Consider the following 26,981-nt stretch of genomic DNA (forward strand, 5'->3'; position numbering starts at 1 on the left):
CCCATGAGTGGATCGCACCGCGGGGTGCTGCACCGGATCGCGCGCCGTCGTGACGACGACGGCGCCGCGCTGGTGGTGGTCGTGGGTTCGATGCTCGTGCTCGCCATGCTGGCGATGACCGCGCTCGCCTACACGATGTCCGGGCAGCGGTTCGCCCGCTACGACCAGGACTACAGTGCGGCGATGGCCGCGGCGCAGGCGGGTGTCGACGACTTCATCTCCCGCCTGAACCGCGACCCCGGGTACGGCGACCTCGTCGACTGCTCGAACGAGTCGTGGAAGGGCCCGGTGACGGACGCGAACACCTGCGGCTGGAACGCCTCGACGGAGGCGGGCTGGCTGCCGGTGTCACCCGCGGACGAGAGCCACGACGCGGCCTGGTTCCACGTCGCCGTGCAGAACATGGCGGCCAACAAGAACAAGGACGCCGTCGACCTGCTGGTCACCGGTCGGGTCCAGGACGTCACCCGCACCGTGCAGGCGACGGTGGGCAAGGGCGGCTCGACCGACTACGTCTACTACACGGACCGGGAGTCGGCCGATCCTGCCAACACCCAGGCCTACACCGCCGGTGTTCCGCACGACTACTGCGGCAAGACCAGCTATGAGGGCTCCAGGCTCTGGTGGGACGGACGCAGCACGATCTACAACAACGTCGGCACCCGTTGCCAGGAGATCCAGTTCGGCGACCAGGATGTGCTGTACGGCTCGGTGTTCAGCAACGACGCGATCCTCAGTGTCGGCGGTGAGTTCCAGGGCGCGTTCGAGACCGCGTACCCGCAGTGCCAGAACGTGACGGCGACAGTCGCGAGCTGGACCTCCCAGTGCCTGCGCGCCGGCAGCTCGAGCACGACGTTCCAGAGCCGCCCCACGTACTCGGAGCCGCGCTTCCTGGCCGACACCTCGGCGGAGTTCGCGAACCATCCCGGCTGCCACTACTACGGCTCGACCCGGGTCGTGCTCAGCGCAGACGGGTACATGACCGTGTGGAACAAGAAGTCGGTGAACGGAAACACCGCGCCGGTGGCGATCGGAGAGCTGGGGGAGCTGCCCCCGACCTGCGGCAGCCTCGACGCCCTCGACTCGGCGGCAGGTGCCAGGGTCCCGGTACCGGACGACATGGTCATCTACGTCGCCACCGCCCCCGACACGGTGACGAAGCGGCAGTGCTACAAGGACGAGCTGGGCGGGCCGGAAGGCCGGACCCTGCCGCTCGGGTCCTACGCCGCGAGCCACGCGTCCGCCCCGGCCGCAGGCGCGAGCTACACCGTGGACACCAACATGACGGACGAGACCCGGTACTGCGGCGAGGGCAACCTCTACATCGAGGGCGTGCTGCACGGTGCCGTGACGGCCGCATCCGCGCAGTCGATCATCGTCACGGGCGACCTGGTCATGAAGGAGGGTGTGGGCAACTCGAGCGGCGACATGCTCGGTCTGGTCGCGACCAACGCCGTCGAGGTGTTCCACCCCCGGGTCGGCACGGTCGACGCCGTCAAGAAGACCCCCTCCTGCTCCTGGAACTGCGCGTACAAGTGGGCCGAGGTGAGCGGCATCGGCGAGACGTCGGGTTGGCCCACGCGGTACATCGACCCTGTGGAGGGCAAGATCTGGCCGACGAGCGGGGTCCAGATCGCGGCGTCGATCCAGACGCTCCAGCACTCCTTCTACGTGCAGAAGTACTCCGAGGGCCCGCAGAAGGGCGAGCTCATGGTGAGGGGCTCGATCGCCCAGCGCTGGCGCGGCATCGTGGCCCGGCAGGGGACGTCCGGTTACACCAAGCTGTACGTGTACGACGACCGCCTGCAGTCGCGCTGGCCCCCGTACTTCCCCAAGTGGGTCAACGCCCAGTTCACGCTGCGCGTGAGCGGTGAGGTCGACACGCCGGACGCCATCCGGGCCTCCGTTCCGTGACCGGTGCGCTGGTCGTCCTGGTCACGGTGCTCGGTCTGCTGATCGGGTCGTTCCTCAACGTCGTGATCTGGCGCGTGCCGCGTGGGGAGTCGGTCGTCAGCCCCGGTAGCGCCTGCCCGGCGTGCGGGCACCGGGTCCGTGCACGGGACAACGTCCCGGTGCTGTCGTGGCTGCTGCTGCGAGGCCGGTGCCGGGACTGCGGCGCGCCGATCTCCGTGCGCTACACCGTGGTGGAGATCGTCACGGCGGTGCTGTTCGGGTCGGTCGCGGTGGCCGTCGGCTGGGACTGGTCGCTGCCGCTCTACCTCTACCTGGTCGGGTGGGCGGTCGCGTTGACGGCGATCGACGTCGAGCTGCACCGGCTCCCGGACGCGTTGGTCCTGCCGGCCTACCCGGTCGTCGCCGCGTTGCTGACGCTGGCGACGTGGGCTCCGTCGGCGGACGGGCAAGCGGGCGCACTCGGGCGGGCACTCCTCGGCGGCGTGGTGCTCGGGGCGTTCTACTTCGTCGCGATGGTGGTCTACCCGCGGGGCATGGGCTTCGGTGACGTCAAGCTCGCCGGAGTGCTCGGCATGGTGCTCGCGTGGCACGGGTGGGGGAGCCTGCTGATCGGCGCGTTCGCCGCATTCCTGGTCGCCGGTGTCGCCGTGCTGCCCGGGCTGATCACCCGACGTCTGGCGCGGACCTCGGAGATTCCGTTCGGTCCGTTCATGCTGGCAGGCGCCGCACTGGGCATCGCCGTGGGTGAGCCGTTGTGGACCGCGTACCTCGGTGTGTTCGCATGACGAGGGCGCGGGCGGGTGAGGTGGTGGCGGGTGCCTCAAGAACACCGAGACCCCGGCCGATGGACAGGACGACACTTCCGGAAGGGGACATGCTGTGGCAAAGCCGCGGGTGATCGGCCTCGACATCGGGACGACGCACGTGCGCGCCGCCGAGGTCGAGTTCACGGGGACCGGGCCGTCCGGGCGCGCTGACGCGACGCTCGTGCGGATCGGGGCACGGGCTCTCCCTCCTGGCGCCGTGCGCGATGGGGAGGTCGCCGAGCCGCACACCGTCGCGACCGCCCTCAAGCAGCTCTGGAACGAGCAGAAGTTCGGCTCCAAGGACGTGGTGATCGGGCTGGGTAACCAGCGAGTCCTGGTGCGCGACCTGGATCTGCCGGCGATGCCTCAGGCACAGCTCAAGGCGTCGCTGCCGTTCCAGGTGCAGGACTCGCTGCCGATGGCCGTCGAGGACGCGATCCTCGACTACCTCCCGACGTCGTCCGAGGTCGGCCCGAACGGGCCGATCCACCACGGCCTCCTGGTCGCGGCGACGCGCGAGACCGTGCAGGCCAACGCTCGTGCGGTGACCCTTGCCGGCCTGCGCCCGGTCCAGGTGGATCTCAACGCGTTCGCGGTCGCCCGCGTCCAGGCGCGTGGGACGCTGGCTTCGGGCGTCTGGGCCTTCGTCGACATCGGCGCGCGCGTCACCAACGTGACGATCGTCATCGACGGCACGCCGCAGTTCGTCCGCATCCTCCCCGCAGGGGGCCAGGACGTGACGGATGCGGTGGCCAACACGCTCAACATCGCGCACGCCGACGCCGAGCAGGTCAAGCGTCAGGTCGGCGTCGGCCTCGCCGTCGACCCGACCCTCGAGAACGCGCGCGAGGTCGTCCGCGAGGTCACCTCCTCGCTGGTCGAGGCCGTGCGCAACACGATGGTCTACTTCGCGAGCGGCCACCCCGGCAAGGGGGTCCAGCAGATCGTGCTCTCGGGTGGTGGCAGCTTCCTTCCCGGCCTGGGTCAGTACCTCGCGAGCTCGAGCCGGCTCCCGGTCGCTCTCGGGGAGCCGCTCACCACCCTGAGGAGAGCTCGGACCGTGACCAGCACCCCTCCCGAGCCGACGGTCGTGACCGCGGTCGGCCTGGCGTTCGGGATCGCAGCATGACCGCGCTCAAGGACGCGCCGGCCCCCGCCCGTCCTCTGCTGACCACCGGTTGGCCGCAGGTGGACCTGCTGCCGCAGGAGATCCGGGACGCCAGGCGGCTGCGCGCGACGCAGAAGCGGCTCGGGGTGCTCCTCCTGGTGATCGTGCTGCTCGCTCTCGCCGGCTACGCCGGTTCGCTGTTCCTCGCCGCGCAGGCCCGTGCCGACCTGGCGGAAGCCCAGGCCGAGACCCAGCGTCTGCAGGGCGAACAGGCCAAGTACGCGGAGGTTCCGCTCACTCTCGGCCAGATCGCCGAGGTGGAGGGAGCGATGCAGGTAGGTACGTCGACCGAGGTCCTCTGGGCTCCGTACCTCTCGGCGCTCCAGGCAGTCACGCCGGCCGGGGTCACCTACGACTCGGTGATCACCGACGCGGGGTCACCGATGGCCCCCTGGGCGGGTAGCGCCTCCGAGCTCCAGCTCCTGGCGGTCGGCCAGATCACGTTTACCGCCCGCGCGGCGTCCCTCCCGGACACGGCGGCGTGGACCGACGCGCTCAGCACGGTGCCGGGTTTCTCCAACCCGTGGTTCACCACCGCGACGCTGTCGGATGAGGACGGCGCGGTGTTCTTCCAGGTGTCGGGCACCGTCGACATCGTCTCGTCCGCCTACGCGAACCGGTTCGCCACTGCTACGGAGGACCCCTCGTGAACCTGAAGTCGACCTCCACGTGGATCGCCGGCACCGCCTTCGTCGCACTCGGCATCCTCGCGCTCACCTGGTTCTTCGCCGTGTCGCCGACGCTCGACTCGGCGTCGGACGCCCAGACGCAGACCGTGGACGAGCTCGCTCGCGCCGACCTCCTCGAGATCCAGGTGGCTCAGCTCGCGAAGCAGTTCGCGGAGATCGACACCCTGCGAGGCGAGCTGGCCGACGTCCGCACGAAGGTCCCCGCGACGGCGGACCTGTCCGGCTTCACTCGCGAGCTCCAGGAGCTCGCCAGCGCTGCGGGCGTCACGGTGACCGGCCTCGCCCCGAGCAGCCCGCAGGCGTTCGTCAGCGCGGCAGCGACCGTCGACCCCGCGTCCACGGCCGACGCCAGCGCGACCGACGCGGCGACCACCGAGGGTGCGGCGGCGGCCGATCCGTCTGCTGCTGTCGCAGCAGCGACCGGAACCGGGGTCTACGCGGTCCCCGTCAGCTTCACCACCCTGGGCTCGTACGATGCCGGTGTGGCGTTCCTCAAGGGGATCCAGGAGCAGGCGTCACGGCTCGTTCTCGTCACGGGGTTCACGGCGACCAGCCAGACGGAGCAGGGTGCCGTGAGTGGCCGCCCGGCAACTGTGCGCGGCGACGTCGAGCTCGTGGCGAACGCGTACATCTACCTGCTCCCGGACGGCACCGACCTGATGGCCGACGCCGTCGAAGAGCAAGGCGCAGCGCTGCCCGTGCCGTCGGGTCAGGCGAATCCGTTCGCGCCCGTGAACTGAACGCCTGACCCGCACCACCCCGCGCCCCGGCCCACGACGTGGACCGGGGCGCGGTCGCGTCCCCGCGACATGAAAGACTCCGCCCCATGCTCCGTTGGTTGACGTCCGGTGAGTCGCACGGCCCCGCCCTGGTGGGCGTGCTGGAGGGCCTCCCCGCGGGGGTCGAGGTCGAGTCGGCCCACATCCGCGACGCCCTGGCCCGGCGCCGGCTCGGCTACGGCCGTGGTGCGCGCATGAAGTTCGAGCAGGACGAGGTCCGCATCCTCGGCGGCGTGCGCCTGGGCGAGTCGCAGGGCGGCCCGGTGGCCATCGAGATCGGCAACACCGAGTGGCCGAAGTGGGTGGACGTCATGTCGTCCGACCCGGTCGACGACCCGGAGAAGCTGAACCGTGCCCGCAACGCCCCGCTGACGCGCCCGCGCCCGGGCCACGCGGACCTGGTGGGGATGCGCAAGTACGCGTTCGACGACGCCCGGCCGGTGCTGGAGCGGGCATCGGCGCGCGAGACGGCGGCCCGGGTCGCGCTCGGCACGGTCGCCCAGCGGTTCCTCGAGCAGGCCGCCGGCATCCGTCTCGTGTCGCACGTCGTCGGCATCGGCCCGGTCGCGGCGCCGGACGACGCCCCGCTGCCGACCCCGGACGACACCCCGGCGCTGGACGCGGACCCGGTGCGCTGCTTCGACGCGGCGACGTCGGCGGCGATGGTCGCGGAGATCGACGAGTGCCACAAGGACGGCGACACCCTCGGCGGGGTCGTCGAGGTGCTGGTCTACGGCCTGCCCTCGGGCCTGGGCTCGTACGTGCACGCGGACCGGCGCCTCGACGCGCGGCTGGCGGGCGCGCTGATGGGCATCCAGGCGATCAAGGGCGTCGAGGTCGGTGACGGCTTCCGCACGGCGACGCGCCGGGGTTCGCAGGCGCACGACGAGATGGAGCGGGACGCCGACGGCGTGATCCGGCGCCGCAGCAACCGCGCGGGCGGGCTCGAGGGCGGCATGACCAACGGCGAGATCCTCCGGGTGCGCGCCGCGATGAAGCCGATCTCGACGGTCCCGCGCGCGCTGGACACCGTGGACACCTCCAGCGCCGAGCCCGCCAAGGCGCAGCACCAGCGCTCGGACGTGTGCGCGGTGCCGCCGGCGGCTGTGGTCGCCGAGGCGATGGTCGCGCTCGTGGTGGCCGACGCGCTGCTGGAGAAGACGGGCGGCGACTCGGTGGGCGAGGTGCGGCGCAACCTCGAGGCGTACGTCGCGTCGATCCCCGACCTGCTCCGATGACGCCGCGGCCGCGGGTCGTCCTGGTCGGGCCGCCCGGCTCGGGCAAGTCGACCGTCGCGCTGGCGCTGGCCCGACGCTGGCACCTGACGCCGCGTGACACGGACGGTGACGTCGAGCGGCTGGCGGGCAAGTCGGTGCCGGACATCTTCGTCGAGGACGGGGAGCCGCGGTTCCGGGAGCTGGAGCACGACGCGGTCCGCACGGCGCTGGTCGAGCACGACGGCGTCCTCGCGCTGGGCGGTGGCGCGGTGCTGCACCCCGAGACGCAGGAGCTGCTGGCCGCGTACCGCGAGGCGGGCGGCGTGGTGGTGTTCCTCGACGTGTCGCTGCGGCACGCGGCGCCGCGGGTGGGCTTCAACCAGTCCCGCCCGCTGCTGCTGGGCAACCCGCGGGCGCGCTGGCAGCAGCTGATGACCGAGCGCCGCCCGGTGTACGAGGCCGTCGCGACGGTGGCGGTGTCGACCGACGGCGTCAGCCCGGCGCAGGTGGCGGAGCGGATCGAGGAGGCGCTGGCGGACCAGCGCGCGGACGACGGCGACGGCGCCGGGAACGAGGCAGGACGATGAGCGGGACGCGCACGGTCGAGGTCCGGGGAGACCAGCCCTACGAGGTCGTGATCGGCCGGAACCTGCTGGGCGAGCTGCCGCGGCTGCTGGGCGACGGCGTCCGCAAGGTGCTGGTGATCCACCCGGCCGCGCTGGCGACGACGGCGGACGTGGTGCGCGAGGACCTGACCGCGCACGGCTACGAGGCGCTGCTGGCCGAGGTCCCCGACGCCGAGCCGGCGAAGTCGGCGCAGGTGGCGGCGTTCTGCTGGCAGGTGCTGGGCCAGGCCGACTTCACGCGCAGCGACGCGATCATCGGTCTCGGCGGCGGCGCGACGACCGACCTCGCGGGCTTCGTCGCGTCGACGTGGCTGCGCGGTGTCAAGGTCGTGCACGTCCCGACGACGCTGCTGGCGATGGTCGACGCGGCCGTCGGCGGCAAGACCGGCATCAACACCGTCGAGGGCAAGAACCTGGTCGGCACGTTCCACGCGCCCTCCGGGGTGCTGTGCGACCTCGCGGCGCTGGAGAGCATGCCGAAGCACGACTACGTGGCCGGGCTGGCCGAGGTGGTCAAGTGCGGGTTCATCGCGGACCCGCGGATCCTCGAGCTGGTCGAGGCGAACGGCCCGGAGGTCACCGACCCCGTGCGGGCCGCGGGCTCCGAGGTGCTGGCCGAGCTGGTCGAGCGCGCGGTCGCCGTGAAGGCCCGGGTCGTGGGGGAGGACCTCCGCGAGGCGGGGCTGCGGGAGATCCTCAACTACGGGCACACGCTCGGGCACGCGATCGAGCACGTCGAGCGGTACTCGTGGCGGCACGGCGCGGCGGTCGCGGTCGGGATGGTCTACGCCGCCGAGCTCGCGCGGCTGGCCGGCCGGCTGGACGACGCGGTGGTGGCCCGGCACCGGTCGATCCTCACCGGGCTCGGCCTGCCGACGACGTACCGCGGGGACCGGTGGGACCAGCTGCACGCGGCGATGCGCCGGGACAAGAAGACGCGCGGCGACCTGCTGCGGTTCGTCGTGCTGGAGGACGTCGCCCGGCCCGCGCGCCTGGAGGGGCCCGACCCGACGCTGCTGGTCGCGGCGTACGCGGAGATCGCCGAGGGTGCGGCGGCGCCGCGAGGTCTGTCGCTGGGCTGAGGTCCGCACAAGGCCCCAGCCCTGTAGGTCTCCGTACAAGGTTCTCGCCTTGTATCGCGACGTACAAGGTCCTACCCTTGTGCGCATGTGGACGATGACGATCGACCAGGAGGGCAGCCGCCGCGTCGGCGACCGGGTCGTCGCGCTGCTCGACGACCTCGCCGCCCGCTCGCCGCTCGTGACCGCGGCCCCGGGTGCGGTCGTGCTGCCGTTCGACCGGACCGTCGGCGACGAGGTCCAGGGGGTGCTCGCCGACCCGGACCTGGTCGTCGCGCTGGCCCTCCACCTGGTGCGCATCGGCGGCTGGAGCATCGGCATCGGGGTGGGGGGCGTCGACACCCCGCTCCCGGCGTCGTCCCGTGAGGCGTCGGGCAGCGCGTTCATCCACGCCCGCGAGGCCGTCGACGCGGCGAAGTCCCGGTCACGTGGCGTGCCGCTGGCGGTGCGGGGGGAGCGGCCGGACGTGGCGGCGGAGGCGGAGGCGGTGCTGACGCTGCTCGGTGCGGTCGTCGCCCGCCGCACGCCGGCGGGGTGGTCCGTGGTCGACCGGATGACCGCCGGAGCAGCGCCCCGCCAGGAGGACGTCGCGGCGGACCTCGGCATCAGCCAGCAGGCGGTGAGCGAGCGACTGCGCACCGCGCTGTGGTTCGAGGAGGTCGCGGCCCGGCCCGCTGCGGCGCGCCTGCTCCGGCTCGCCGGCGGCTCCGGCCACGATGGGCAGCCGGACGACCGCGAGGGGGAGGCATGACGCCGCTGTGGGGAGCCGCCGTCGTGGTGGGCGCGCTGGTGGTGAGCGGCGGCTTCGGCTGGGTCGTCGCCGCGGGCGTGCTGCGGCTGGCGGACCGGGGGAGCCGGCGTCCCGCTGGGGGCGCTCGTCCGCAGGCCGCCCAGGTCCCCGAGCCCGCGAACCGGCACGACGCCGCCTACCGCAAGGGCCGCGCCAACCGGAAGCCCGCCAAGGGTGGCGCACGCGGTGGCCCGGCCGGTGACGGCCCGGACAGCGACCGCGCCCGGCAGAAGCTGCGCGGCGGCACCTGGATCGGCGTCCTCGAGCGGCTCGCCGTCACGGGCAGCCTGCTCGCCGGCGAGCCCGGCGGCGTGGCCGTGGTCGTCGCGGTGAAGGGTCTGGGTCGCTACCCCGAGCTGCGCACCGGCGACGACCCGGCGGTGTCCGAGCGGTTCGTCATCGGCACGCTGGCCTCGCTGGTCTGGTCGGCCGGGGTGGGCGTGCTCGGACGCTGGCTGCTGACCCGCTGAAGCCGGGGTCGCCGCCCGCACGCTAGGATGGTCGGCGGCCCAGCCCCGTCCGCGACCCGCGGGTGCGCGCGGCGGCCGACCGACGCACCCCAGGACAGGAAGCAGCGACACGTGGCGACGACGAACGACCTCAAGAACGGCACCGTGCTGAAGATCGACGGCCAGCTCTGGACGGTCATCGAGTTCCAGCACGTCAAGCCCGGCAAGGGCGGCGCGTTCGTCCGCACCAAGCTGAAGAACGTCCTCTCCGGCAAGGTCGTCGACCGCACGTTCAACGCGGGCCTGAAGATCGAGACCGCGAACGTCGACAAGCGCGACATGCAGTACCTCTACAAGGACGGCGACGACTTCGTGTTCATGGACACGAGCACGTACGACCAGATCACCGTCCCGGCCGCCACCGTCGGCGACGCCGCGAACTTCATGCTCGAGAGCACCAGCGCGATGGTCGCGACCAACGAGGGCGTGCCGCTGTACGTCGAGCTGCCGCCGTCGGTCACGCTGATGGTCACCTACACCGAGCCCGGCCTGCAGGGCGACCGCTCCTCCGCCGGCACCAAGCCGGCCACGCTGGAGACCGGCTACCAGATCCAGGTGCCGCTGTTCCTCGAGACGGACACCAAGGTCAAGGTCGACACCCGCGACGGCAGCTACCTGGGTCGCGTGAACGACTGACGTGGGTGCACGCACCAAGGCCCGCAAGCGGGCCCTCGACGTCCTCTTCGAGGCGGAGCAGCGCCGGCTCGACCCGCTGACCGTGCTCCGGGACCGGATCGCCCAGCCCGGCACCGAGGCGGCCCTGCCGCAGTACTCGGTCGACCTGGTCGAGGGCGTCCAGGCCCAGCGCGCGCGCATCGACGAGGTCATCGCGACGCACTCGCACGGCTGGACGATCGAGCGCATGCCCGCGGTCGACCGCGAGCTGCTGCGGATCGGCACCTGGGAGATCCTGTTCAACGACGACGTGCCCGACGCGGTCGCCGTGGACGAGGCCGTCGAGCTGGCGCGCAGCCTGTCGACGGACGAGAGCCCCGGGTTCGTCAACGGCCTGCTCGGGCGGCTGGTCGACCTGAAGCCGACCCTCCTGGCCTGAGCGCAGCGCACGGTGCCGTGGCCCCCTCCCGTCTCGCGGGGAGGGGGCCACTGCCGTCGGTGGCCGACGTCGTCGCGATCCGGGGCTGGTGCCGAGCCCGAGGTGGTGACTAGCGTCGCGAGTGCACGACACGGTCGACGAACGCCTCCGCCGCTCGCTCGCAGCGAGCCGGCCACCGGGGTGCCGCCGTTCCCGACCTCCAGCACCACGCGCGCCCGGACGGCGCGCGTGCCCCGGAGGGAGAGCAGCATGGGTGGTCGGACCAGGGGCCGGTACGTGTGGACCGGCGCGGCGCTCGTCGCGCTCGGCACGGTGTCGGCGTGCACCACCGCGGTGGACCGGGACGCCTAGGTGCGCGCCTACGAGCGGTACGTCGCGTGCATGGACCGGGCCGGGTTCACCGTCGAGCTCCTCGACGACTCGGGCCCTGTCCTCGAGTACCGGCTGCCCGGCGCTGCCGTCGACAGCGGGGACGACGAGCGGTGCTACGCCGCCGAGTTCGCCGACATGGACACGGCCTGGCAGCTGCTCGCGGAGCAGGACGCCGACTGATCCGGCAGTGGTGCGGGTCACGCCGCCACCTCGCGGACGCACGCCGGGCGCTGTCCGGTTCGCCCTGTAAGGTGCCCGGGACAGGCATTCCTTTAACACCGTCCCGTGAGGCGGGGAAGGAGACGGCCCGGATGACTTCCGGTACCCCCGTGCCCGACGACGCTGGCGCAGCCACCGTCGTGCTGGGCGAGCAGGACGTGGCCCGCGCGCTGACGCGCATCGCCCACGAGATCCTCGAGCGCAACAAGGGCGGCGACGACCTCGTCGTCCTCGGCATCCCGACCCGCGGCGTCCCGCTGGCGCGCCGGCTGGCGGAGCGGCTGGCGGCCGTGGAGCCCGGCCTGGTCGCGGAGCACCTGGTCGGCAGCCTCGACGTCACGATGTACCGCGACGACCTGGCGCAGCACCCCACCCGCACGATCGGCGCGACGAGCGTCCCGGCGGGCGGCATCGACGGCAAGGTCGTCGTGCTGGTGGACGACGTGCTCTACTCCGGCCGGACGATCCGCGCGGCGCTGGACGCCCTGAACGACCTGGGCCGGCCGCGGGCGGTGCAGCTGGCGGCGCTGGTCGACCGGGGCCACCGCGAGCTGCCGATCCGCGCGGACTTCGTCGGCAAGAACCTCCCGACGTCGACGGCCGAGCGCGTGCGCGTGCTGCTGGCCGAGACCGACGGCCGGACCGCCGTCGTCATCGAGAGCGGGGCCGGACGATGAGGCACCTGCTCGCCACGACCGACCTGGACCGTGCCGCCGCGATCCGGGTGCTCGACACCGCCGCGCAGATGGCCGCGACCCAGGGCCGGCAGATCAAGAAGCTGCCGACGCTGCGCGGGCGCACGGTGGTGAACCTGTTCTTCGAGGACTCCACGCGCACGCGCATCTCGTTCGAGACGGCCGCCAAGCGGCTGAGCGCGGACGTCATCAACTTCTCGGCCAAGGGGTCGAGCGTCTCCAAGGGCGAGTCGCTGAAGGACACGGCGCTGACCCTGCAGGCGATGGGCGCCGACGCGATCGTGATCCGGCACCAGGCCTCGGGCGCTCCGCACACGCTGGCGCACGCGGGCTGGACGGACGCCGCGGTGGTGAACGCCGGTGACGGCATGCACCAGCACCCGACGCAGGCGCTGCTGGACGCGTTCACGATCCGCCGGCACCTGACGGGCACGCCGCAGAACCCCGACGGGGTGGGCAACGACCTGGCGGGCCTGCACGTGGCGATCGTCGGCGACGTGCTGCACAGCCGGGTGGCGCGGTCCAACGTCGACCTGCTGCACACGCTGGGCGCGCGCGTCACGCTGGTGGCGCCGCCCACGCTCCTGCCGGTCGGCGTCGGCCCCTGGCCGGCCGCGGTGTCCTACCGGCTGGACGACGTGCTCGCGCAGGGCCCCGACGCGGTGATGATGCTGCGCGTGCAGCGCGAGCGGATGTCGACGGCGGGCGGCGGGTTCTTCCCGAGCCCCCTGGAGTACACCCGGCTGTACGGCCTGGACGCGCGCCGGCTCGCGACGCTGCCGGACCACGCGATCGTGCTGCACCCCGGCCCGATGAACCGCGGCCTGGAGATCTCGGCGGTCGCGGCGGACTCGCCGCGCTCGGTGATCGTGGAGCAGGTCGCGAACGGCGTGGCCGTCCGGATGGCGGTGCTCTACCTGCTGCTCGCCGGCGACGGCGACACCGGCGCGCCCCCGGCGACCGGAGCCGTCCCCGCCCCGACCAGCACCAGCACGAGCACGACCGGAGCGATCGCATGACCACCCAGTACCTGCTCAAGGACGTGGCGCCGCTCGGCGGCGACGTCACCGACGTCCTGGTCGCGGGCGGCCTGATCGCGGCGATCGGCCCCGACGCGGGCGACGCCTCCGAGAACGCCCCGGACGACCTGCACATCATCGACGCGACCGGCATGGTGCTCCTGCCCGGGCTGGTCGACCTGCACACCCACCTGCGGGAGCCGGGTCGCGAGGACGCCGAGACCATCGCGTCCGGCACCCGTGCCGCGGCGGTCGGCGGGTTCACCGCGGTGCACGCCATGGCCAACACGACGCCGACGCAGGACACCGCGGGCGTCGTCGAGCAGGTGTGGCGGCTCGGCACGGCGGCCGGCTGGGTCGACGTGCACCCGGTCGGGGCGGTGAGCGTCGGTCTCGCGGGGGAGCACCTCGCCGAGCTCGGTGCGATGGCCGACTCCGCCGCGCGGGTCCGGGTGTTCTCCGACGACGGGAAGTGCGTGCACGACCCGGTGCTGATGCGCCGCGCGCTGGAGTACACGAAGGCGTTCGACGGCGTGGTGGCGCAGCACGCGCAGGAGCCCCGGCTGACCGAGGGCGCCCAGATGCACGAGGGCGTCGTCTCGGCGGAGATCGGCCTGGCGGGCTGGCCCGCGGTCGCCGAGGAGGCGATCATCGCCCGCGACGTCCTGCTGGCCGAGCACGTCGGGTCGCGGCTGCACGTCTGCCACCTGTCGACGGCGGGGTCGGTGGAGATCATCCGCTGGGCCAAGTCGCGGGGCATCGACGTCACCGCCGAGGTGACGCCGCACCACCTGGTCCTGACCGACGAGGAGGCGCGCGGCTACGACCCGGTGTTCAAGGTCAACCCGCCGCTGCGCACCCAGGCCGACGTCGACGCGGTCCGCGCGGGCCTGGCGGACGGCACGATCGACATCGTCGCGACGGACCACGCCCCGCACACCCGCGAGGACAAGGACTGCGAGTGGGCCGCGGCCGCGTTCGGCATGACCGGGCTGGAGACCGCGCTGTCGGTCGTGCAGCAGACGATGGTCGACACCGGGGCGTTGACCTGGGCCGACGTCGCCCGGGTGCTGTCCACGACGCCCGCCCGGATCGGCCGGGTCGAGGGCCACGGCCGCCCGATCGCCGTGGGGGAGCCCGCCAACCTGGTGCTGGTGGACCCCGCCGCGCGCCGGGTCGTGGTCCCCGCCGAGCAGGCGACCGCCTCGGAGAACACCCCGATGCGCGGCCGGGAGCTGCCGGGCCGGGTCGTCGCGACGTTCCTGCGCGGCCGGGCCACGGTGCTCGACGGGGTGCCGCAGGACGACGCGGCCGACCCGCGCTACGCCGCCGGGCGGGTGACGCCCTGATGCCGCCCTGGCTCTCGGTGACGATCCTCGTCGTGCTCGGCCTGGCGCTGCTGGCCGGGATGGCGAAGGGCTGGCGGCGGCTGCAGCGCGGCCCTGCCGAGGTGCCCGCCCCGCCGGCGGTTCCGGACGACGCCGACCTCGGCGCGGCCCGGAGCGAGGCGTTCGACGCGACGTACGTGTCCAGCACGCGCGCCGGCGACTGGCTGGACCGGGTCGGCGCGCACGGCCTCGGCGTGCGCTCGGTCGCGACGGTCCAGGTGCACGACGCGGGCGTGGTGGTGCGACGACGAGGGGCGCCGGACGTGTTCGTCCCGCGCGCATCCCTGCGCGCGGTCGGCACCTCCGGCGGCATGGCCGGCAAGGTCGTCGGCGGCGAGGGGCTGGTCGTCCTGACCTGGGCCCCCGACGCCGGCCGCGACCCCCGCGGCCTCGACACGGGCCTGCGCCTGCGGCACCCCCGCCAGGGGGACGAGCTGCGCGCGGCCGTACAGACTCTGATCGGATCGACGCCCGCCACGCGCGGGCATGAGGAGAACTCATGACGGACGCACTGCTGGTCCTGGAGGACGGGCGGACGTTCGCCGGCGAGGCCTACGGGGCCACCGGCACGACCTGGGGCGAGATCGTCTTCAACACCGGCATGACCGGGTACCAGGAGACGCTCACGGACCCGAGCTACCACAAGCAGATCGTCGTGATGACGGCGCCGCACGTCGGCAACACCGGCGTCAACGACGAGGACCAGGAGTCGGGGCGCATCTGGGTCTCCGGCTACGTGGTGCGCGACCCCGCCCGCCGGGCGTCGAACTGGCGCTCGCGCCGGACGCTGGACGAGGAGCTGGCGGCGCAGGGCGTCGTCGGCATCTCCGGCATCGACACCCGCGCGCTCACCCGGCACCTGCGGGAGCGCGGCGTGATGCGCGCGGCGATCGTGTCCGGCGACGCGCTGCGGGACGGCGCGGGTCGCGCCCGCGCGGTGGAGGACCTGGTCACCGAGGTCCGCGAGCGCCCGCAGATGGCCGGCGCCGACCTGGCCGGCGAGGTCTCGACCGACACGGCCTACGTCGTCACGGCGCTCGGCCCCGACGGCGCACCGCTGGCCGAGCCCGTCGCGCGCGTCGCCGCGGTCGACCTGGGCATCAAGTCGATGACCCCGGCCCGGATGGCCGAGCGCGGCATCGAGGTGCACGTGCTGCCCGCGCTGTCGTCGATCGACGACGTGCTCGCGACGGCGCCCGACGGCGTGTTCTTCTCGAACGGCCCCGGCGACCCCGCCGCGGCCACCCACGAGGTCGAGCTGCTCCGCGAGGTGCTCGACCGGAAGATCCCGTTCTTCGGGATCTGCTACGGCAACCAGCTGCTCGGCCGCGCGCTCGGCTACGGCACCTACAAGCTCGGCTACGGGCACCGCGGCGTGAACCAGCCGGTGCTCGACCGCGCCACGGGCCGCGTCGAGATCACCGCGCACAACCACGGCTTCGCCGTCGACGCCCCGCTCGACGAGGTCTCGGTCGCCCCGCACGACGGCGGCCGCTACGGCCGCGTCACGGTCTCGCACGTCGACCTGAACGACGACGTGGTGGAGGGTCTCGCGGCGCTCGACCTGCCGGCGTTCTCGGTGCAGTACCACCCGGAGGCCGCGGCCGGCCCGCACGACGCCGCCTACCTGTTCGACCGGTTCCTGGACCTGATGCGCGACCCCGCCGCGGGCGCGGCCGCTGCCGGCCAGGCCACCGACGTCACCGACTCCCCGAAGGGCGCCTGATGCCTCGCCGCACCGACATCCACTCCGTCCTCGTCATCGGGTCCGGCCCGATCGTCATCGGCCAGGCCGCGGAGTTCGACTACTCCGGCACCCAGGCGTGCCGCGTGCTCAAGGAGGAGGGCCTGCGGGTCGTCCTGGTGAACTCGAACCCGGCGACGATCATGACCGACCCGGAGTTCGCCGACGCCACCTACGTCGAGCCGATCACCACCGAGGTGCTCACCTCGATCATCGCCAAGGAGCGCCCCGACGCGATCCTGCCGACCCTGGGCGGGCAGACGGCGCTCAACGCCGCGATCGCCCTGGACGAGGCCGGCGTGCTGGAGCAGTACGACGTCGAGCTGATCGGCGCCAACATCCCCGCCATCCAGAAGGGCGAGGACCGCGAGCAGTTCAAGCAGGTGGTCGAGGTCTGCGGCGGCGAGTCCGCGCGCTCGGCGATCGTGCACACCATCGACGACGCCCTCGCGGCGGTGCAGGACCTCGGCTACCCGGTGGTCGTGCGCCCGTCGTTCACCATGGGCGGCCTCGGCTCGGGCATCGCGTACGACGAGGCCGACCTGCACCGCATCGTCGGCCAGGGCCTGCACTACTCGCCGACGACCGAGGTGCTCCTGGAGGAGTCGATCCTCGGCTGGAAGGAGTACGAGCTCGAGCTCATGCGCGACAAGCACGACAACGTCGTGGTCGTCTGCTCCATCGAGAACGTCGACCCGGTCGGCGTGCACACCGGCGACTCGGTGACCGTCGCCCCGGCGCTGACGCTGACGGACCGCGAGTACCAGCGGATGCGCGACATCGGCATCGCGGTCATCCGCGAGGTCGGGGTCGACACCGGCGGCTGCAACATCCAGTTCGCGGTGCACCCGGACACCGGCCGGATCATCGTCATCGAGATGAACCCGCGCGTGTCGCGGTCCTCCGCGCTGGCGTCGAAGGCCACCGGGTTCCCGATCGCCAAGATCGCCGCGCGCCTGGCCGTCGGCTACACGCTGGACGAGATCCCGAACGACATCACCGGCTCCACCCCGGCGTCCTTCGAGCCGACGCTCGACTACGTCGTGGTCAAGGTGCCGCGGTTCGCGTTCGAGAAGTTCCCGGCCGCCGACCCGACGCTCACCACCACGATGAAGTCGGTCGGCGAGGCCATGGCGATGGGCCGCAACTTCACCGAGGCGCTGGGCAAGGCGATGCGGTCCATCGACCGCAAGGGCAGCACGTTCCACTGGGACGGCGTCGCGCCCGCCGGCGAGGAGCTGGACGCGCTGGTCGCGACGATCTCGCGGCCGACCGAGCACCGCCTGGTCGACGTCCAGCAGGTGCTGCGCGCCGGCGTCTCCGTCGACGAGGTCTACGCCCGCACCGGCATCGACCCGTGGTTCCTGGACCAGGTCCAGCTGATCAACGAGGTCGCCGCCGACACCGCGGCCGCCCCGGAGCTCACCCGCGCCGTGCTGGCCCGGGCCAAGCGGCACGGCCTGTCCGACGTGCAGGTCGCGAGCCTCCGCGGCGACAGCGAGGACGTCGTCCGCGGCGTCCGGCACGCCCTGGGCGTCCGGCCGGTCTACAAGACCGTCGACACCTGCGCCGCCGAGTTCGCCGCCCGCACGCCGTACCACTACTCGTCCTACGACGAGGAGACCGAGGTCGCCCCGCGCGAGCGGCCCGCCGTGCTGATCCTCGGGTCCGGCCCGAACCGCATCGGCCAGGGCATCGAGTTCGACTACTCCTGCGTGCACGCCACGCTGGCGCTCAAGGGCGAGTACGAGACCGTCATGGTCAACTGCAACCCCGAGACCGTGTCGACCGACTACGACACCGCCGACCGCCTGTACTTCGAGCCCCTGACGTTCGAGGACGTCCTCGAGGTCTACGAGGCCGAGAAGGCCGCGGGCCCGGTCGCCGGCATCATCGTGCAGCTCGGCGGGCAGACCCCGCTGTCGCTGGCGCAGCGGCTGCAGGACGCGGGCCTGCCGATCCTCGGCACCCCGCCGGCCGCCATCGACGCCGCCGAGGACCGCGGCGCGTTCGGGGCGGTCCTGGCCGCCGCCGGGCTGCCCGCGCCGGCGTTCGGCACCGCCACCACCCTGGCCGCCGCGCGGGAGACCGCGAACCGGATCGGGTTCCCCGTGCTGGTCCGCCCGTCGTACGTGCTCGGCGGCCGCGGCATGGAGATCGTCTACTCGGACGAGCAGCTCGAGGAGTACGTCAGCCGCGCGCTCGTCGAGGCGACCTCGCGCGGCGGCAGCCTGCCGCCGCTGCTGATCGACCGGTTCCTGGACGACGCCATCGAGATCGACGTGGACGCGCTCTACGACGGCACCGAGCTGTTCCTCGGCGGCGTCATGGAGCACATCGAGGAGGCCGGCATCCACTCCGGCGACTCGGCGTGCGTCCTGCCCCCGGTCAGCCTGTCGGAGTCCGAGCTGCAGCGGATCCGGACGTCGACCGAGGCCATCGCGGCCGGCGTCGGCGTGCGCGGCCTGCTGAACATCCAGTTCGCGCTGGTGTCGGACGTGCTCTACGTGCTCGAGGCCAACCCGCGCGCGTCCCGCACCGTCCCGTTCGTGTCCAAGGCGACGGGCGTGCCGCTGGCCAAGGCGGCGGCGCTGGTCATGACCGGCCGGTCCATCGCGGACCTGCGGGCGTCCGGCGTGCTGCCGGCCGACGACGCGAGCGTCATCGACCTGGACGCGCCGATCGCCGTCAAGGAGGCCGTGCTGCCGTTCAAGCGGTTCCGCACCGCCGACGGCACCGTGGTCGACACCGTGCTCGGCCCGGAGATGCGCTCCACCGGCGAGGTCATGGGCTTCGACACCGACTTCCCGACGGCGTTCGCCAAGTCGCAGTCGGCCGCGTTCGGCGGGCTGCCGACCTCGGGGCGGGTGTTCATCTCGGTCGCGGACCGGGACAAGCGGTCGATCGTGTTCCCGGTGAAGCGGCTCGCGGAGCTCGGCTTCGAGATCCTCGCGACCGAGGGCACCGCCGTGGTGCTGCGGCGCAACGGCATCGCCTCGACGGTCGTGCGCAAGTTCTCGACCGGCCGCGGCCCGGCGGGGGAGCCGACGATCGTCGACCTCATCACCGCCGGCGAGGTCGACATGGTCGTCAACACGCCCTCGGGCCAGGGCGCGCGCGCCGACGGCTACGAGATCCGTGCAGCCACGACGGCGGCCGACAAGGCGATCGTCACCACCGTGCAGCAGCTCGGCGCCGCGGTGCAGGGCATCGAGGCGGCGCTCGCCGGGCCGTTCCGCGTCGCGAGCCTGCAGGAGCACGACGCCGCCACGGCCGCCCGGCGCGCGGGGACCACGGCGTGAGGCCGTTCGGCGCCCGGCTCGCGGAGGCGATGTCGGCGCACGGCCCGCTGTGCGTCGGCATCGACCCGCACGTCTCCCTGCTGGAGGCGTGGGGGCTGCCCGACGACGCCGAGGGGCTCCGACGGTTCGCGCTGACCGTGCTCGAGGCGGTCGGCGGCCAGGTCGCCGCCGTGAAGCCGCAGTCGGCGTTCTTCGAGCGGCACGGCTCGCGCGGCGTCGCCGTGCTCGAGGAGGTCGTGGCCGCGGGCCGGGACACCGGCACCCTCGTCGTCATGGACGCCAAGCGGGGCGACATCGGCTCGACGATGGGCGCCTACGCGGACGCGTACCTGCGGGACGGCTCGCCGCTGGCGGCCGACGCGCTCACGGTGTCGCCGTACCTGGGCTTCGGGTCGCTCGCGCCCGCGGTCGACGCGGCGCTGGCCACGGGGCGCGGGCTGTTCGTGCTCGCGCTGACCTCGAACCCCGAGGGCCCGGCCGTGCAGCACGCCCGGGACGCCGCGGGCCTGGCCGTCGCGGACCGCGTGGCCCGCGAGGCGGCGGCCCTGAACGCGGCGGAGCTGGCGCGGGTCGGGGGAGACCTCGGCTCGGTCGGCCTGGTGGTGGGTGCCACCATCGGCGACGCCGCCGCCCGGCTGGGCGTCGACCTGGCCGCCGTGCGCGGCCCGCTGCTCGCCCCGGGCGTGGGCGCCCAGGGCGCGGGCCCGGCCGAGCTGGCGGCGGTGTTCGGCGCCGCCCGGTCCTCGGTGCTGGCCTCGTCCTCGCGCGGCGTGCTGGCCGCGGGCCCGGACGTCCGCGCCCTGCGCGACGCCGCCCGGTCTGCGGCGGACGCCGCCGGGGCAGCGCTGGGCTGACCCGCGCCGGCGGCAGGGGCCGGGGGGCGGTCGGTGGCGGGCGGGTTCAGGTGGGTGGGGCCGACACGCTGCCGGAACGTGCCGCTTCGCCCATCCCGTGCCATCCTCGGGAGATGGGGTCCGCGGGTCCCGGCGCGACGTCGCTCCGGGGTCAGGGACCGCGTACGTTTCATGTCCCTGCCTGTCGAACTGTGATGAGAAGGTGACTCACGTGGCACTTCCGACTCTCACCCCCGAGCAGCGCGCAGCGGCTCTGGAGAAGGCCGCCGCCGCCCGCCAGGCCCGTGCGGAGGTCAAGAACCGGCTGAAGTACTCGCAGGGCACCCTGTCCGAGGTCATCTCCCAGGGCCAGAAGGACGAGACCATCGGCAAGCTGAAGGTGCTCGCCCTGCTCGAGTCCCTCCCGGGAGTGGGTAAGGTCAAGGCACGCCAGATCATCTCCGAGATCGGCATCTCGGAGACGCGCCGCGTGCGTGGCCTCGGCCCGCACCAGGTGAAGGCGCTGGTCGACCGGTTCGGCTGAGCCGGCACCCACCGTCGCCGGCCCCGCGAGGGGCCGCACAACTTCAGGAGCACCAGAGCAGCATGACGACGTCGCGCGCCCGGCTGACCGTCCTCGCCGGACCGACCGCCGTCGGCAAGGGCACCGTGTCCGCCGACCTCCGTGCCCGGTACCCGCAGGTCTGGCTGTCCGTCTCGGCCACCACCCGGTCCCCGCGGCCGGGGGAGGTGGACGGGGTGCACTACCACTTCGTGACGCCCGAGCAGTTCGACGCGATGGTGGCGGACGGCGAGCTCCTGGAGTGGGCCGTGGTGCACGGCCGGAACCGCTACGGCACGCCGCGCCGGCCGGTCGAGGAGCGGCTGGCCGCCGGTGAGCCCGCGCTCCTGGAGATCGACCTCCAGGGCGCGCGGCAGGTGCGGACCACCATGCCGGAGGCGCAGTTCGTGTTCCTCGCGCCGCCGTCGATGGAGGAGCTGGTCCGCCGCCTCGTGGGACGCGGCACCGAGGACGAGGAGGAGCGCGCGCGCCGGCTGCAGACGGCGGAGGTCGAGATGGCGGCGGAGCCCGAGTTCGACCACGTCGTGGTCAACGACGACGTGCGGCGCGCCACGGACGAGCTGGTCGCCCTGATGGGGCTGCCGGTCGCGGTAGACTGACCGGCAGACTTTCGTCCAGCCACCCCCTCCAACCACCGGGAGCCACCGTGTCCGGAACCGTCGCCGAGCCCATCGGCATCACCGACCCGCCGATCGACCGCCTGCTGGAGCGCGCGGACTCGAAGTACGCGCTGGTCATCTACTCGGCCAAGCGCGCCCGCCAGATCAACGCCTACTACTCGCAGCTCAACGAGGGCCTGCTCGAGTACGTCGGCCCGCTGGTCGAGACCCGCCCGCAGGAGAAGCCGCTGTCCATCGCGATGCGCGAGATCGACGCGGGCCTGCTCACGGTCACCGCGAACGAGGCCTGAGCCTCGTCCTGACGTGCGCATCGTCCTCGGCGTCGCCGGCGGCATCGCCGCGTACAAGGCCGCCCACGTCCTGCGGCTGCTGACCGAGGCGGGGCACGACGTGCGCGTCGTGCCCACCCGGGCGGCCCTGGAGTTCGTGGGGCGCGCCACCTGGGAGGCCCTGTCGGGGCACCCGGTGACGCCCGAGGTGTTCGACGACGTCCCCGAGGTCGCGCACGTGCGGCTCGGCCGCCAGGCCGACCTGGTCGTCGTCGCACCGGCGACCGCTGACCTGCTGGCCCGCGCGGCGTCGGGGCGGGCGGACGACCTGCTCGCCGCCACGCTGCTGACGGCGACCTGCCCCGTGCTGATGGCCCCGGCCATGCACACGGAGATGTGGCAGCACCCGGCCACGCGCGCCAACGTCGCCACGCTGCGCGAGCGCGGCGTGCACGTGCTGGACCCCGACTCGGGCCGGCTCACCGGCGCCGACAGCGGTCCCGGGCGGCTGCCCGAGCCCGAGGCGATCGCCGCGGCCGCCCTCGCGCTGGTCGACGCGGAGGGCAAGCCCCGCGCGCGCGACCTCGACGGACGGTCGGTCGTCGTCTCCGCCGGCGGCACCCGCGAGCCGCTCGACCCGGTGCGGTTCCTCGGCAACCGGTCCTCGGGCCGGCAGGGCGTCGCGCTGGCGCGCACCGCGCTGGCCCGCGGGGCGCGGGTGACGCTGGTCGCCGCGAACCTGACGGTCCGGCCCCCGGCCGGCGTGCACGTGGTGGCCGTCGAGACCACCGCCGAGCTGCGGGACGCCGTGCGCGCCGCGGCCGCCGCCGCCGACGTCGTGGTGATGGCCGCCGCCGTCGCCGACTTCCGGCCCGCGGCCGGCTCGGCGCACAAGATCAAGAAGCAGGCGGACGGCAGCGCCCCGCCGCTCGCGCTGGTGCAGAACCCGGACGTGCTCGCGGGGCTGGTCGCCGACCCGCCGCGCACCGACGCGCCCCAGGTGGTCGTCGGCTTCGCGGCCGAGACGGGCGACGCCGAGGGCGACGTCCTCGACCACGGCCGCGCGAAGGCGCGCCGCAAGGGTGCCGACCTGCTCGCGGTGAACGCCGTCGGCGGGGGCCGCGGGTTCGGCACGGCGGACAACGCGGTCACGCTGCTCGACGCCGCCGGGGAGCCGGTCGGCCACGTCGAGGGCAGCAAGGACGCCGTCGCGGACGGGATCTGGGACGCGGTGGTCCGCGCGCTGCCGGAGCAGGTCACCGGGACCCAGTAGCCTGGGCCGCATGACTGCTGCTGACACGCGCCTGTTCACGTCCGAGTCGGTGACCGAGGGCCACCCGGACAAGGTGTGCGACCAGATCTCCGACTCGATCCTGGACGCGATCCTCGAGCAGGACCCCACCGCGCGCGTGGCCGTCGAGACCATGGTCACCACCGGGCTCGTGCACGTCGCGGGCGAGGTCACGACGACCGCGTACGTCGAGATCCCGCAGATCGTCCGCCAGGTGGTCCGGAGCATCGGCTACACGTCCTCCGACATCGGCTTCGACGGCGACTCCTGCGGCGTGTCGGTGTCCATCGGGCAGCAGTCGCCCGACATCGCGCAGGGCGTCGACAAGGCGTGGGAGTCCCGGCAGGACGCCGCGGACCACGACCCGCTCGACCTGCAGGGCGCCGGCGACCAGGGCCTGATGTTCGGCTACGCCTCGGACGACACCGCCAGCCTGCTGCCGCTGCCGATCTGGCTCTCCCACCGGCTGGCCGAGCGCCTCGCGCTGGTCCGCAAGGAGGGCGTCGTGCCCGACCTGCGGCCCGACGGCAAGACCCAGGTCACCGTCGGCTACGACGGCGACCGCGCGGTCCGCCTCGACACCGTCGTGCTCTCCACGCAGCACGGTCCCGACGTGCACCTCGAGGGCGAGCTCGCCCCGGCCATCGCCGAGCACGTCGTCACGCCCGTCCTCGAGGCCGCGGGCCTCGAGCTGGACACCAGCGACTACCGGCTCCTGGTGAACCCGACCGGCCAGTTCGTCGTCGGCGGCCCCCAGGGCGACGCCGGCCTCACCGGCCGCAAGATCATCGTCGACACCTACGGCGGCATGGCCCGGCACGGCGGCGGCGCGTTCTCCGGCAAGGACCCGTCGAAGGTGGACCGCTCGGCCGCGTACGCGATGCGCTGGGTCGCCAAGAACGTCGTGGCCGCGGGCCTGGCCCGCCGCTGCGAGGTGCAGGTCGCCTACGCGATCGGCAAGGCGCACCCCGTCGGCCTCTACGTCGAGACGTTCGGCACCGGGACCGTGCCGGTCGACCGCCTGACGGCCGCGATCCGCGAGGTGTTCGACCTGCGCCCCGCGGCGATCATCCGCGACCTCGACCTCCTGCGGCCGATCTACCGGCAGACCGCCGCGTACGGCCACTTCGGCCGCGAGCTGCCCGACTTCACCTGGGAGCGCACGGACCGCGTCGACGCGCTGCGCTCCGCGCTGGCCTGACCGGCACCGGTCGAGGGGTGACGGGCGGCGGGTCGGCGGCGACGTCGGGGGTCCCGGAGCAGCCGACGCTCCTCGGTCTCGACGCGCCCCCGCCCGCCCGCCCGCGCCGCCCGCGCCCGCGCCCGGGACGTCGACGTCGAGCCCGCTGCCGAGCCTGCCGGTCGCGCGCGTCGCCGTCGAGCCTCGCGCCGGCGCACCTGGACCGGTCGTTCGAGTACCTGGTCCCCGCGACGATGGCCGACGCGGCCGCGCCCGGGACCCGCGTGAAGGTGCGGTTCGGCGCGCAGGACGTGGACGGCTTCGTGCTGGACCGGGTCGCCGAGCCCGACCACGACGGCGCGCTCGTGCCGCTGCGCCGGGTCGTCTCGCCCGAGCCGGTGCTGACGCCGGCGGTCGGCCGCCTGGCGCGCGCGGTCGCCGACCGGTACGCCGGGACGCTGGCGGACGTGCTGCGGCTCGCGGTGCCCCCGCGGCACGCCCGCACCGAGGCCGAGGTGCCCCCGGAGACGGAGCCGGCCGAGCGGGACGCGCCTGCCGGTGACCCGGTGAGCACCGCCTGGGCGCCGTACCGCGGCGGTCCCGCGTTCCTGGCCCACCTCGCCGCCGGCGGGTCACCGCGCGCGGCGTGGTCCGCGCTGCCCGGCGACGCCGGGGAGCGGTGGCCCGACGCCGTGGCGCAGGCCGCCGCCGCCACGCTCGCGAGCGGCCGGGGCGCTCTGGTCGTCGTGCCCGACGCGCGGGACGTCGACCGGGTGTGCGCCGCCCTGGCCGCGGCGGGGGTCCCCGCGTGGTCGCCGGACGGCACGGACGCCTCGCACGTGCGGCTCATGGCCGACGACGGGCCGGCCCGCCGCTACCGCGCCTACCTCGCCGCGCTGCGCGGGCACGCCCGCGTGGTGGTCGGCACCCGCGCCGCCGCGTTCGCCCCGGTGCGGGACCTGGGGCTCGCGGTGTGCTGGGACGACGGCGACGACCTGCACGCCGAGCCGCGCGCCCCGTACCCGCACGTCCGCGAGGTGCTCGGGCTGCGCGCGGAGCTGGAGGGCTGCGGCCTGCTGCTCGCCGCGCACACCCGCTCCACCGAGGTGCAGGCGCTCGTCGAGTCGGGCTGGGTGCGCGCGGTCGCCGCCGACCGCGACGTGGTGCGCGCGCGGACCCCGCGGGTGCGGGCGCTCACCAGCGTCGAGCTCGCGCGCGAGGGCGCCGCGGCCGCGGCCCGGCTGCCCGGCGAGGCGTGGCGCACCATCCGCGAGAAGCTCGCGGACGGCCCGGTGCTGGTGCAGGTCCCGCGCGCGGGCTACCTGCCGGCGGTGGCCTGCGGGCGGTGCCGCGAGATCGCGCGGTGCGGGCACTGCCACGGCCCGCTGCAGATCGGCTCCGGCGACGGCCCGGCGCAGTGCCGCTGGTGCGGCCGGCTGGCGATCGGCTGGCGGTGCGAGGCCTGCGGCAACGACACGTTCCGCTCGGTGGCCGTCGGGTCCGACCGCACCGCCGAGGAGCTCGGCCGCGCGTTCCCGGGCGTGACGGTGCGGACGTCCGGCGCGCGGTCGGCCGGTGGCGTGCTCGCGGAGGTGCCCGACCGGCCTGCCCTGGTGGTGTCGACGATCGGCGCCGAGCCGGTGGCCGCGGGCGGGTACGCGGCGGCCGTGCTGCTCGACGCGGCGGTGACCTCCGGCTCCGCGTCGCTGCGAGCCGCCGAGGACGCGCTGCGCACCTGGCTGGCCGCGGCGGCGCTGGTGCGGTCGGCGCGGGACGGCGGCGTGGTGCTGCTGGTCGGCGACGGCGCCGAGCGACCCACCCAGGCGCTGGTCCGCTGGGACCCGGTCGGCCTGGCGACCCGCGAGCTCGCCGAGCGCGCGGAGGTCCGGCTGCCGCCGGTCGTCCGGGTCGCCGAGCTGATCGGCACCCGCGAGGTCGTGGCGGCGGTGCTCGCGCGCGTCGAGCTGCCGCCGGACTCGGACGTGCTGGGCCCGGTGCCGCTGCCCGAGCCGCTCGCGCACGGCACCACGGCCGTCCAGGAGTCGCTCGACCCGCCCGTGCGCACCCTGGTGCGCGTGCCCGTCGCGCACGGCCGCGGCCTGGCCCGGTCGCTGGCGGCGTCGCTCGCGGTGCGCAGCGCCCGCCGCGAGGGCGGGTCCGTCCGCGTGCGGCTCGACCCCGAGGAGATGCTGTGATCGCGCCCCACCAGCCGCACGACCTCGTCGAGGCGGTCGTGTTCGACCTGGGGAACGTGCTGGTGCACTGGGACCCGGCGCGCGCCTTCGACGGGCTGCTGGCACCGCAGGACGTCGAGCGGTTCTTCGCCGACGTCGACTTCCCGGCGCTCAACCTGCGGCAGGACGCGGGCCGGCCCTGGCACGAGGCCCGCGCCGAGGTGGCCCGCTCGCACCCGGAGCACGCCGCGACCCTCGACCTGTACGTCGAGCGGTTCGCGCACGCGCTGCCCGGCCCGGTCGAGGGCAGCGCGGCGGTCGTCGACGACCTGCGTGCGGCGGGGGTGCGGGTGCTCGGCCTGACCAACTGGTCCGCCGAGACCTACCACCACGCCGTCCCCGCCGCCCCGGTGATCGGCCGGCTCGAGGCGGTGGTGGTCTCCGGCCGCGAGGGCGTGGCCAAGCCGGACGCGCGGGTGTTCCGCCTGCTCGCGGAGCGGCACGGCCTGGACCCGGCGCGCACGCTGTTCACCGACGACAGCCCCCGCAACGTCGAGGCCGCCGCCGCGCTCGGGTTCCAGGCGCTGCTGTTCACGTCGGCGGCGGCGCTGCGGCAGGCGCTGGTCGCGCGCGGGGCGCTGCCGGCCTGATCGGCGGGCCG

The 26,981-nt window shown here is 74.1% G+C and carries 27 protein-coding genes; all 27 read left to right on the forward strand.

All coding sequences use genetic code 11. The features are described from left to right. The first annotated feature begins 3 nt into the window (after positions 1 to 3). The 27 genes from ACWPWW_RS01190 to ACWPWW_RS01320 all read left to right on the forward strand — a co-directional run bounded on the left by ACWPWW_RS01190 (position 4) and on the right by ACWPWW_RS01320 (position 26,970). On the forward strand, positions 4 to 1,914 hold the full coding sequence (locus ACWPWW_RS01190) for a hypothetical protein (RefSeq protein WP_454048521.1): 1,911 nt from the start codon (positions 4 to 6) through the stop codon (positions 1,912 to 1,914). Then, positions 1,911 to 2,699 (forward strand): prepilin peptidase, encoded by a 789-nt coding sequence (locus ACWPWW_RS01195; RefSeq protein ID WP_454048522.1) that lies wholly within the window; start codon positions 1,911 to 1,913, stop codon positions 2,697 to 2,699. Before ACWPWW_RS01190 ends, ACWPWW_RS01195 begins: the two co-directional genes overlap by 4 nt. Before the next feature lie 94 nt (positions 2,700 to 2,793). Beyond that, positions 2,794 to 3,849: a type IV pilus assembly protein PilM gene (pilM, locus tag ACWPWW_RS01200; RefSeq protein ID WP_454048523.1), complete on the forward strand. Its 1,056-nt coding sequence runs from the start codon at positions 2,794 to 2,796 to the stop codon at positions 3,847 to 3,849. Continuing rightward, a complete protein-coding gene (locus ACWPWW_RS01205) occupies positions 3,846 to 4,538 on the forward strand; it encodes a PilN domain-containing protein (protein WP_454048524.1) in 693 nt (230 codons plus the stop codon). The genes pilM and ACWPWW_RS01205 overlap by 4 nt, the downstream gene beginning before the upstream one ends. After that, positions 4,535 to 5,317, forward strand: coding sequence for a hypothetical protein (locus ACWPWW_RS01210; RefSeq protein ID WP_454048525.1), 783 nt, complete (start codon positions 4,535 to 4,537; stop codon positions 5,315 to 5,317). Before ACWPWW_RS01205 ends, ACWPWW_RS01210 begins: the two co-directional genes overlap by 4 nt. An 86-nt stretch (positions 5,318 to 5,403) precedes the next feature. After that, positions 5,404 to 6,594, forward strand: a complete 1,191-nt coding sequence (gene aroC / locus ACWPWW_RS01215) for a chorismate synthase (RefSeq protein WP_454048526.1) — start codon at positions 5,404 to 5,406, stop codon at positions 6,592 to 6,594. After that, positions 6,591 to 7,160 (forward strand): shikimate kinase, encoded by a 570-nt coding sequence (locus ACWPWW_RS01220; protein ID WP_454048527.1) that lies wholly within the window; start codon positions 6,591 to 6,593, stop codon positions 7,158 to 7,160. Before aroC ends, ACWPWW_RS01220 begins: the two co-directional genes overlap by 4 nt. Further along, entirely contained in the window at positions 7,157 to 8,281 is a 1,125-nt protein-coding gene (gene aroB, locus ACWPWW_RS01225; RefSeq protein ID WP_454048528.1) for a 3-dehydroquinate synthase, read from the forward strand. The genes ACWPWW_RS01220 and aroB overlap by 4 nt, the downstream gene beginning before the upstream one ends. Before the next feature lie 85 nt (positions 8,282 to 8,366). After that, the gene (locus ACWPWW_RS01230) at positions 8,367 to 9,029 is read left to right on the forward strand and encodes a hypothetical protein (protein ID WP_454048529.1); all 663 of its coding nucleotides are present in this window, start codon (positions 8,367 to 8,369) and stop codon (positions 9,027 to 9,029) included. Beyond that, on the forward strand, positions 9,026 to 9,538 hold the full coding sequence (locus tag ACWPWW_RS01235; protein ID WP_454048530.1) for a hypothetical protein: 513 nt from the start codon (positions 9,026 to 9,028) through the stop codon (positions 9,536 to 9,538). The genes ACWPWW_RS01230 and ACWPWW_RS01235 overlap by 4 nt, the downstream gene beginning before the upstream one ends. 111 nt (positions 9,539 to 9,649) lie before the next feature. Further along, entirely contained in the window at positions 9,650 to 10,213 is a 564-nt protein-coding gene (efp, locus tag ACWPWW_RS01240) for an elongation factor P (protein ID WP_454048531.1), read from the forward strand. A 1-nt stretch (position 10,214) separates the two neighbouring features. Beyond that, a complete protein-coding gene (gene nusB, locus ACWPWW_RS01245; protein WP_454048532.1) occupies positions 10,215 to 10,631 on the forward strand; it encodes a transcription antitermination factor NusB in 417 nt (138 codons plus the stop codon). Between the two features lie 351 nt (positions 10,632 to 10,982). After that, positions 10,983 to 11,183, forward strand: coding sequence for a hypothetical protein (locus ACWPWW_RS01250; RefSeq protein WP_454048533.1), 201 nt, complete (start codon positions 10,983 to 10,985; stop codon positions 11,181 to 11,183). Positions 11,184 to 11,314: 131 nt separating this feature from the next. Beyond that, positions 11,315 to 11,899 carry a bifunctional pyr operon transcriptional regulator/uracil phosphoribosyltransferase PyrR gene (gene pyrR, locus ACWPWW_RS01255; protein ID WP_454048534.1) on the forward strand — a complete coding sequence of 195 codons (585 nt, stop codon included), beginning with the start codon at positions 11,315 to 11,317 and terminating at the stop codon, positions 11,897 to 11,899. Next, positions 11,896 to 12,936 (forward strand): aspartate carbamoyltransferase catalytic subunit, encoded by a 1,041-nt coding sequence (locus ACWPWW_RS01260; protein ID WP_454048535.1) that lies wholly within the window; start codon positions 11,896 to 11,898, stop codon positions 12,934 to 12,936. The genes pyrR and ACWPWW_RS01260 overlap by 4 nt, the downstream gene beginning before the upstream one ends. After that, a complete protein-coding gene (locus tag ACWPWW_RS01265; protein ID WP_454048536.1) occupies positions 12,933 to 14,285 on the forward strand; it encodes a dihydroorotase in 1,353 nt (450 codons plus the stop codon). Before ACWPWW_RS01260 ends, ACWPWW_RS01265 begins: the two co-directional genes overlap by 4 nt. Next, positions 14,285 to 14,827: a PH-like domain-containing protein gene (locus ACWPWW_RS01270; RefSeq protein ID WP_454048537.1), complete on the forward strand. Its 543-nt coding sequence runs from the start codon at positions 14,285 to 14,287 to the stop codon at positions 14,825 to 14,827. The genes ACWPWW_RS01265 and ACWPWW_RS01270 overlap by 1 nt, the downstream gene beginning before the upstream one ends. Next, complete coding sequence (carA, locus tag ACWPWW_RS01275) at positions 14,824 to 16,050, forward strand: glutamine-hydrolyzing carbamoyl-phosphate synthase small subunit (RefSeq protein ID WP_454048538.1); 1,227 nt, start codon at positions 14,824 to 14,826, stop codon at positions 16,048 to 16,050. Before ACWPWW_RS01270 ends, carA begins: the two co-directional genes overlap by 4 nt. Further along, complete coding sequence (gene carB, locus ACWPWW_RS01280) at positions 16,050 to 19,370, forward strand: carbamoyl-phosphate synthase large subunit (protein WP_454048539.1); 3,321 nt, start codon at positions 16,050 to 16,052, stop codon at positions 19,368 to 19,370. Before carA ends, carB begins: the two co-directional genes overlap by 1 nt. Next, entirely contained in the window at positions 19,367 to 20,224 is an 858-nt protein-coding gene (gene pyrF, locus ACWPWW_RS01285; protein WP_454048540.1) for an orotidine-5'-phosphate decarboxylase, read from the forward strand. The genes carB and pyrF overlap by 4 nt, the downstream gene beginning before the upstream one ends. 211 nt (positions 20,225 to 20,435) lie before the next feature. Then, positions 20,436 to 20,747 carry an integration host factor, actinobacterial type gene (gene mihF / locus ACWPWW_RS01290; RefSeq protein WP_122148508.1) on the forward strand — a complete coding sequence of 104 codons (312 nt, stop codon included), beginning with the start codon at positions 20,436 to 20,438 and terminating at the stop codon, positions 20,745 to 20,747. Between the two features lie 62 nt (positions 20,748 to 20,809). Further along, the gene (gene gmk / locus ACWPWW_RS01295) at positions 20,810 to 21,385 is read left to right on the forward strand and encodes a guanylate kinase (protein ID WP_454048541.1); all 576 of its coding nucleotides are present in this window, start codon (positions 20,810 to 20,812) and stop codon (positions 21,383 to 21,385) included. Positions 21,386 to 21,432: 47 nt separating this feature from the next. Further along, the gene (gene rpoZ, locus ACWPWW_RS01300; RefSeq protein ID WP_203667121.1) at positions 21,433 to 21,696 is read left to right on the forward strand and encodes a DNA-directed RNA polymerase subunit omega; all 264 of its coding nucleotides are present in this window, start codon (positions 21,433 to 21,435) and stop codon (positions 21,694 to 21,696) included. Positions 21,697 to 21,709: 13 nt separating this feature from the next. After that, a complete protein-coding gene (coaBC, locus tag ACWPWW_RS01305) occupies positions 21,710 to 22,948 on the forward strand; it encodes a bifunctional phosphopantothenoylcysteine decarboxylase/phosphopantothenate--cysteine ligase CoaBC (protein WP_454048542.1) in 1,239 nt (412 codons plus the stop codon). A 10-nt stretch (positions 22,949 to 22,958) separates the two neighbouring features. Next, positions 22,959 to 24,167 carry a methionine adenosyltransferase gene (gene metK / locus ACWPWW_RS01310; RefSeq protein WP_454048543.1) on the forward strand — a complete coding sequence of 403 codons (1,209 nt, stop codon included), beginning with the start codon at positions 22,959 to 22,961 and terminating at the stop codon, positions 24,165 to 24,167. Positions 24,168 to 24,400: 233 nt separating this feature from the next. Further along, on the forward strand, positions 24,401 to 26,341 hold the full coding sequence (locus tag ACWPWW_RS01315) for a primosomal protein N' family DNA-binding protein (protein ID WP_454048544.1): 1,941 nt from the start codon (positions 24,401 to 24,403) through the stop codon (positions 26,339 to 26,341). Next, positions 26,338 to 26,970 carry an HAD family hydrolase gene (locus ACWPWW_RS01320; protein ID WP_454048545.1) on the forward strand — a complete coding sequence of 211 codons (633 nt, stop codon included), beginning with the start codon at positions 26,338 to 26,340 and terminating at the stop codon, positions 26,968 to 26,970. The genes ACWPWW_RS01315 and ACWPWW_RS01320 overlap by 4 nt, the downstream gene beginning before the upstream one ends. The last annotated feature ends 11 nt before the right edge of the window (positions 26,971 to 26,981 follow it).

This window comes from Cellulomonas sp. Marseille-Q8402 (assembly GCF_965119525.1).

Excerpts from the sequence above, each read along its gene's own strand:
- ACWPWW_RS01190 (WP_454048521.1), top strand. The coding sequence starts at position 4 with ATGAGTGGATCGCACCGCGGGGTGCTGCACCGGATCGCGCGCCGTCGT.
- ACWPWW_RS01205 (WP_454048524.1), top strand. The coding sequence starts at position 3,846 with ATGACCGCGCTCAAGGACGCGCCGGCCCCCGCCCGTCCTCTGCTGACC.
- aroC (WP_454048526.1), top strand. The coding sequence starts at position 5,404 with ATGCTCCGTTGGTTGACGTCCGGTGAGTCGCACGGCCCCGCCCTGGTG.
- ACWPWW_RS01220 (WP_454048527.1), top strand. The coding sequence starts at position 6,591 with ATGACGCCGCGGCCGCGGGTCGTCCTGGTCGGGCCGCCCGGCTCGGGC.
- aroB (WP_454048528.1), top strand. The coding sequence starts at position 7,157 with ATGAGCGGGACGCGCACGGTCGAGGTCCGGGGAGACCAGCCCTACGAG.
- ACWPWW_RS01230 (WP_454048529.1), top strand. The coding sequence starts at position 8,367 with ATGTGGACGATGACGATCGACCAGGAGGGCAGCCGCCGCGTCGGCGAC.
- ACWPWW_RS01235 (WP_454048530.1), top strand. The coding sequence starts at position 9,026 with ATGACGCCGCTGTGGGGAGCCGCCGTCGTGGTGGGCGCGCTGGTGGTG.
- pyrR (WP_454048534.1), top strand. The coding sequence starts at position 11,315 with ATGACTTCCGGTACCCCCGTGCCCGACGACGCTGGCGCAGCCACCGTC.
- ACWPWW_RS01260 (WP_454048535.1), top strand. The coding sequence starts at position 11,896 with ATGAGGCACCTGCTCGCCACGACCGACCTGGACCGTGCCGCCGCGATC.
- ACWPWW_RS01265 (WP_454048536.1), top strand. The coding sequence starts at position 12,933 with ATGACCACCCAGTACCTGCTCAAGGACGTGGCGCCGCTCGGCGGCGAC.
- ACWPWW_RS01270 (WP_454048537.1), top strand. The coding sequence starts at position 14,285 with ATGCCGCCCTGGCTCTCGGTGACGATCCTCGTCGTGCTCGGCCTGGCG.
- carA (WP_454048538.1), top strand. The coding sequence starts at position 14,824 with ATGACGGACGCACTGCTGGTCCTGGAGGACGGGCGGACGTTCGCCGGC.
- carB (WP_454048539.1), top strand. The coding sequence starts at position 16,050 with ATGCCTCGCCGCACCGACATCCACTCCGTCCTCGTCATCGGGTCCGGC.
- gmk (WP_454048541.1), top strand. The coding sequence starts at position 20,810 with ATGACGACGTCGCGCGCCCGGCTGACCGTCCTCGCCGGACCGACCGCC.
- metK (WP_454048543.1), top strand. The coding sequence starts at position 22,959 with ATGACTGCTGCTGACACGCGCCTGTTCACGTCCGAGTCGGTGACCGAG.
- ACWPWW_RS01315 (WP_454048544.1), top strand. The coding sequence starts at position 24,401 with ATGGCCGACGCGGCCGCGCCCGGGACCCGCGTGAAGGTGCGGTTCGGC.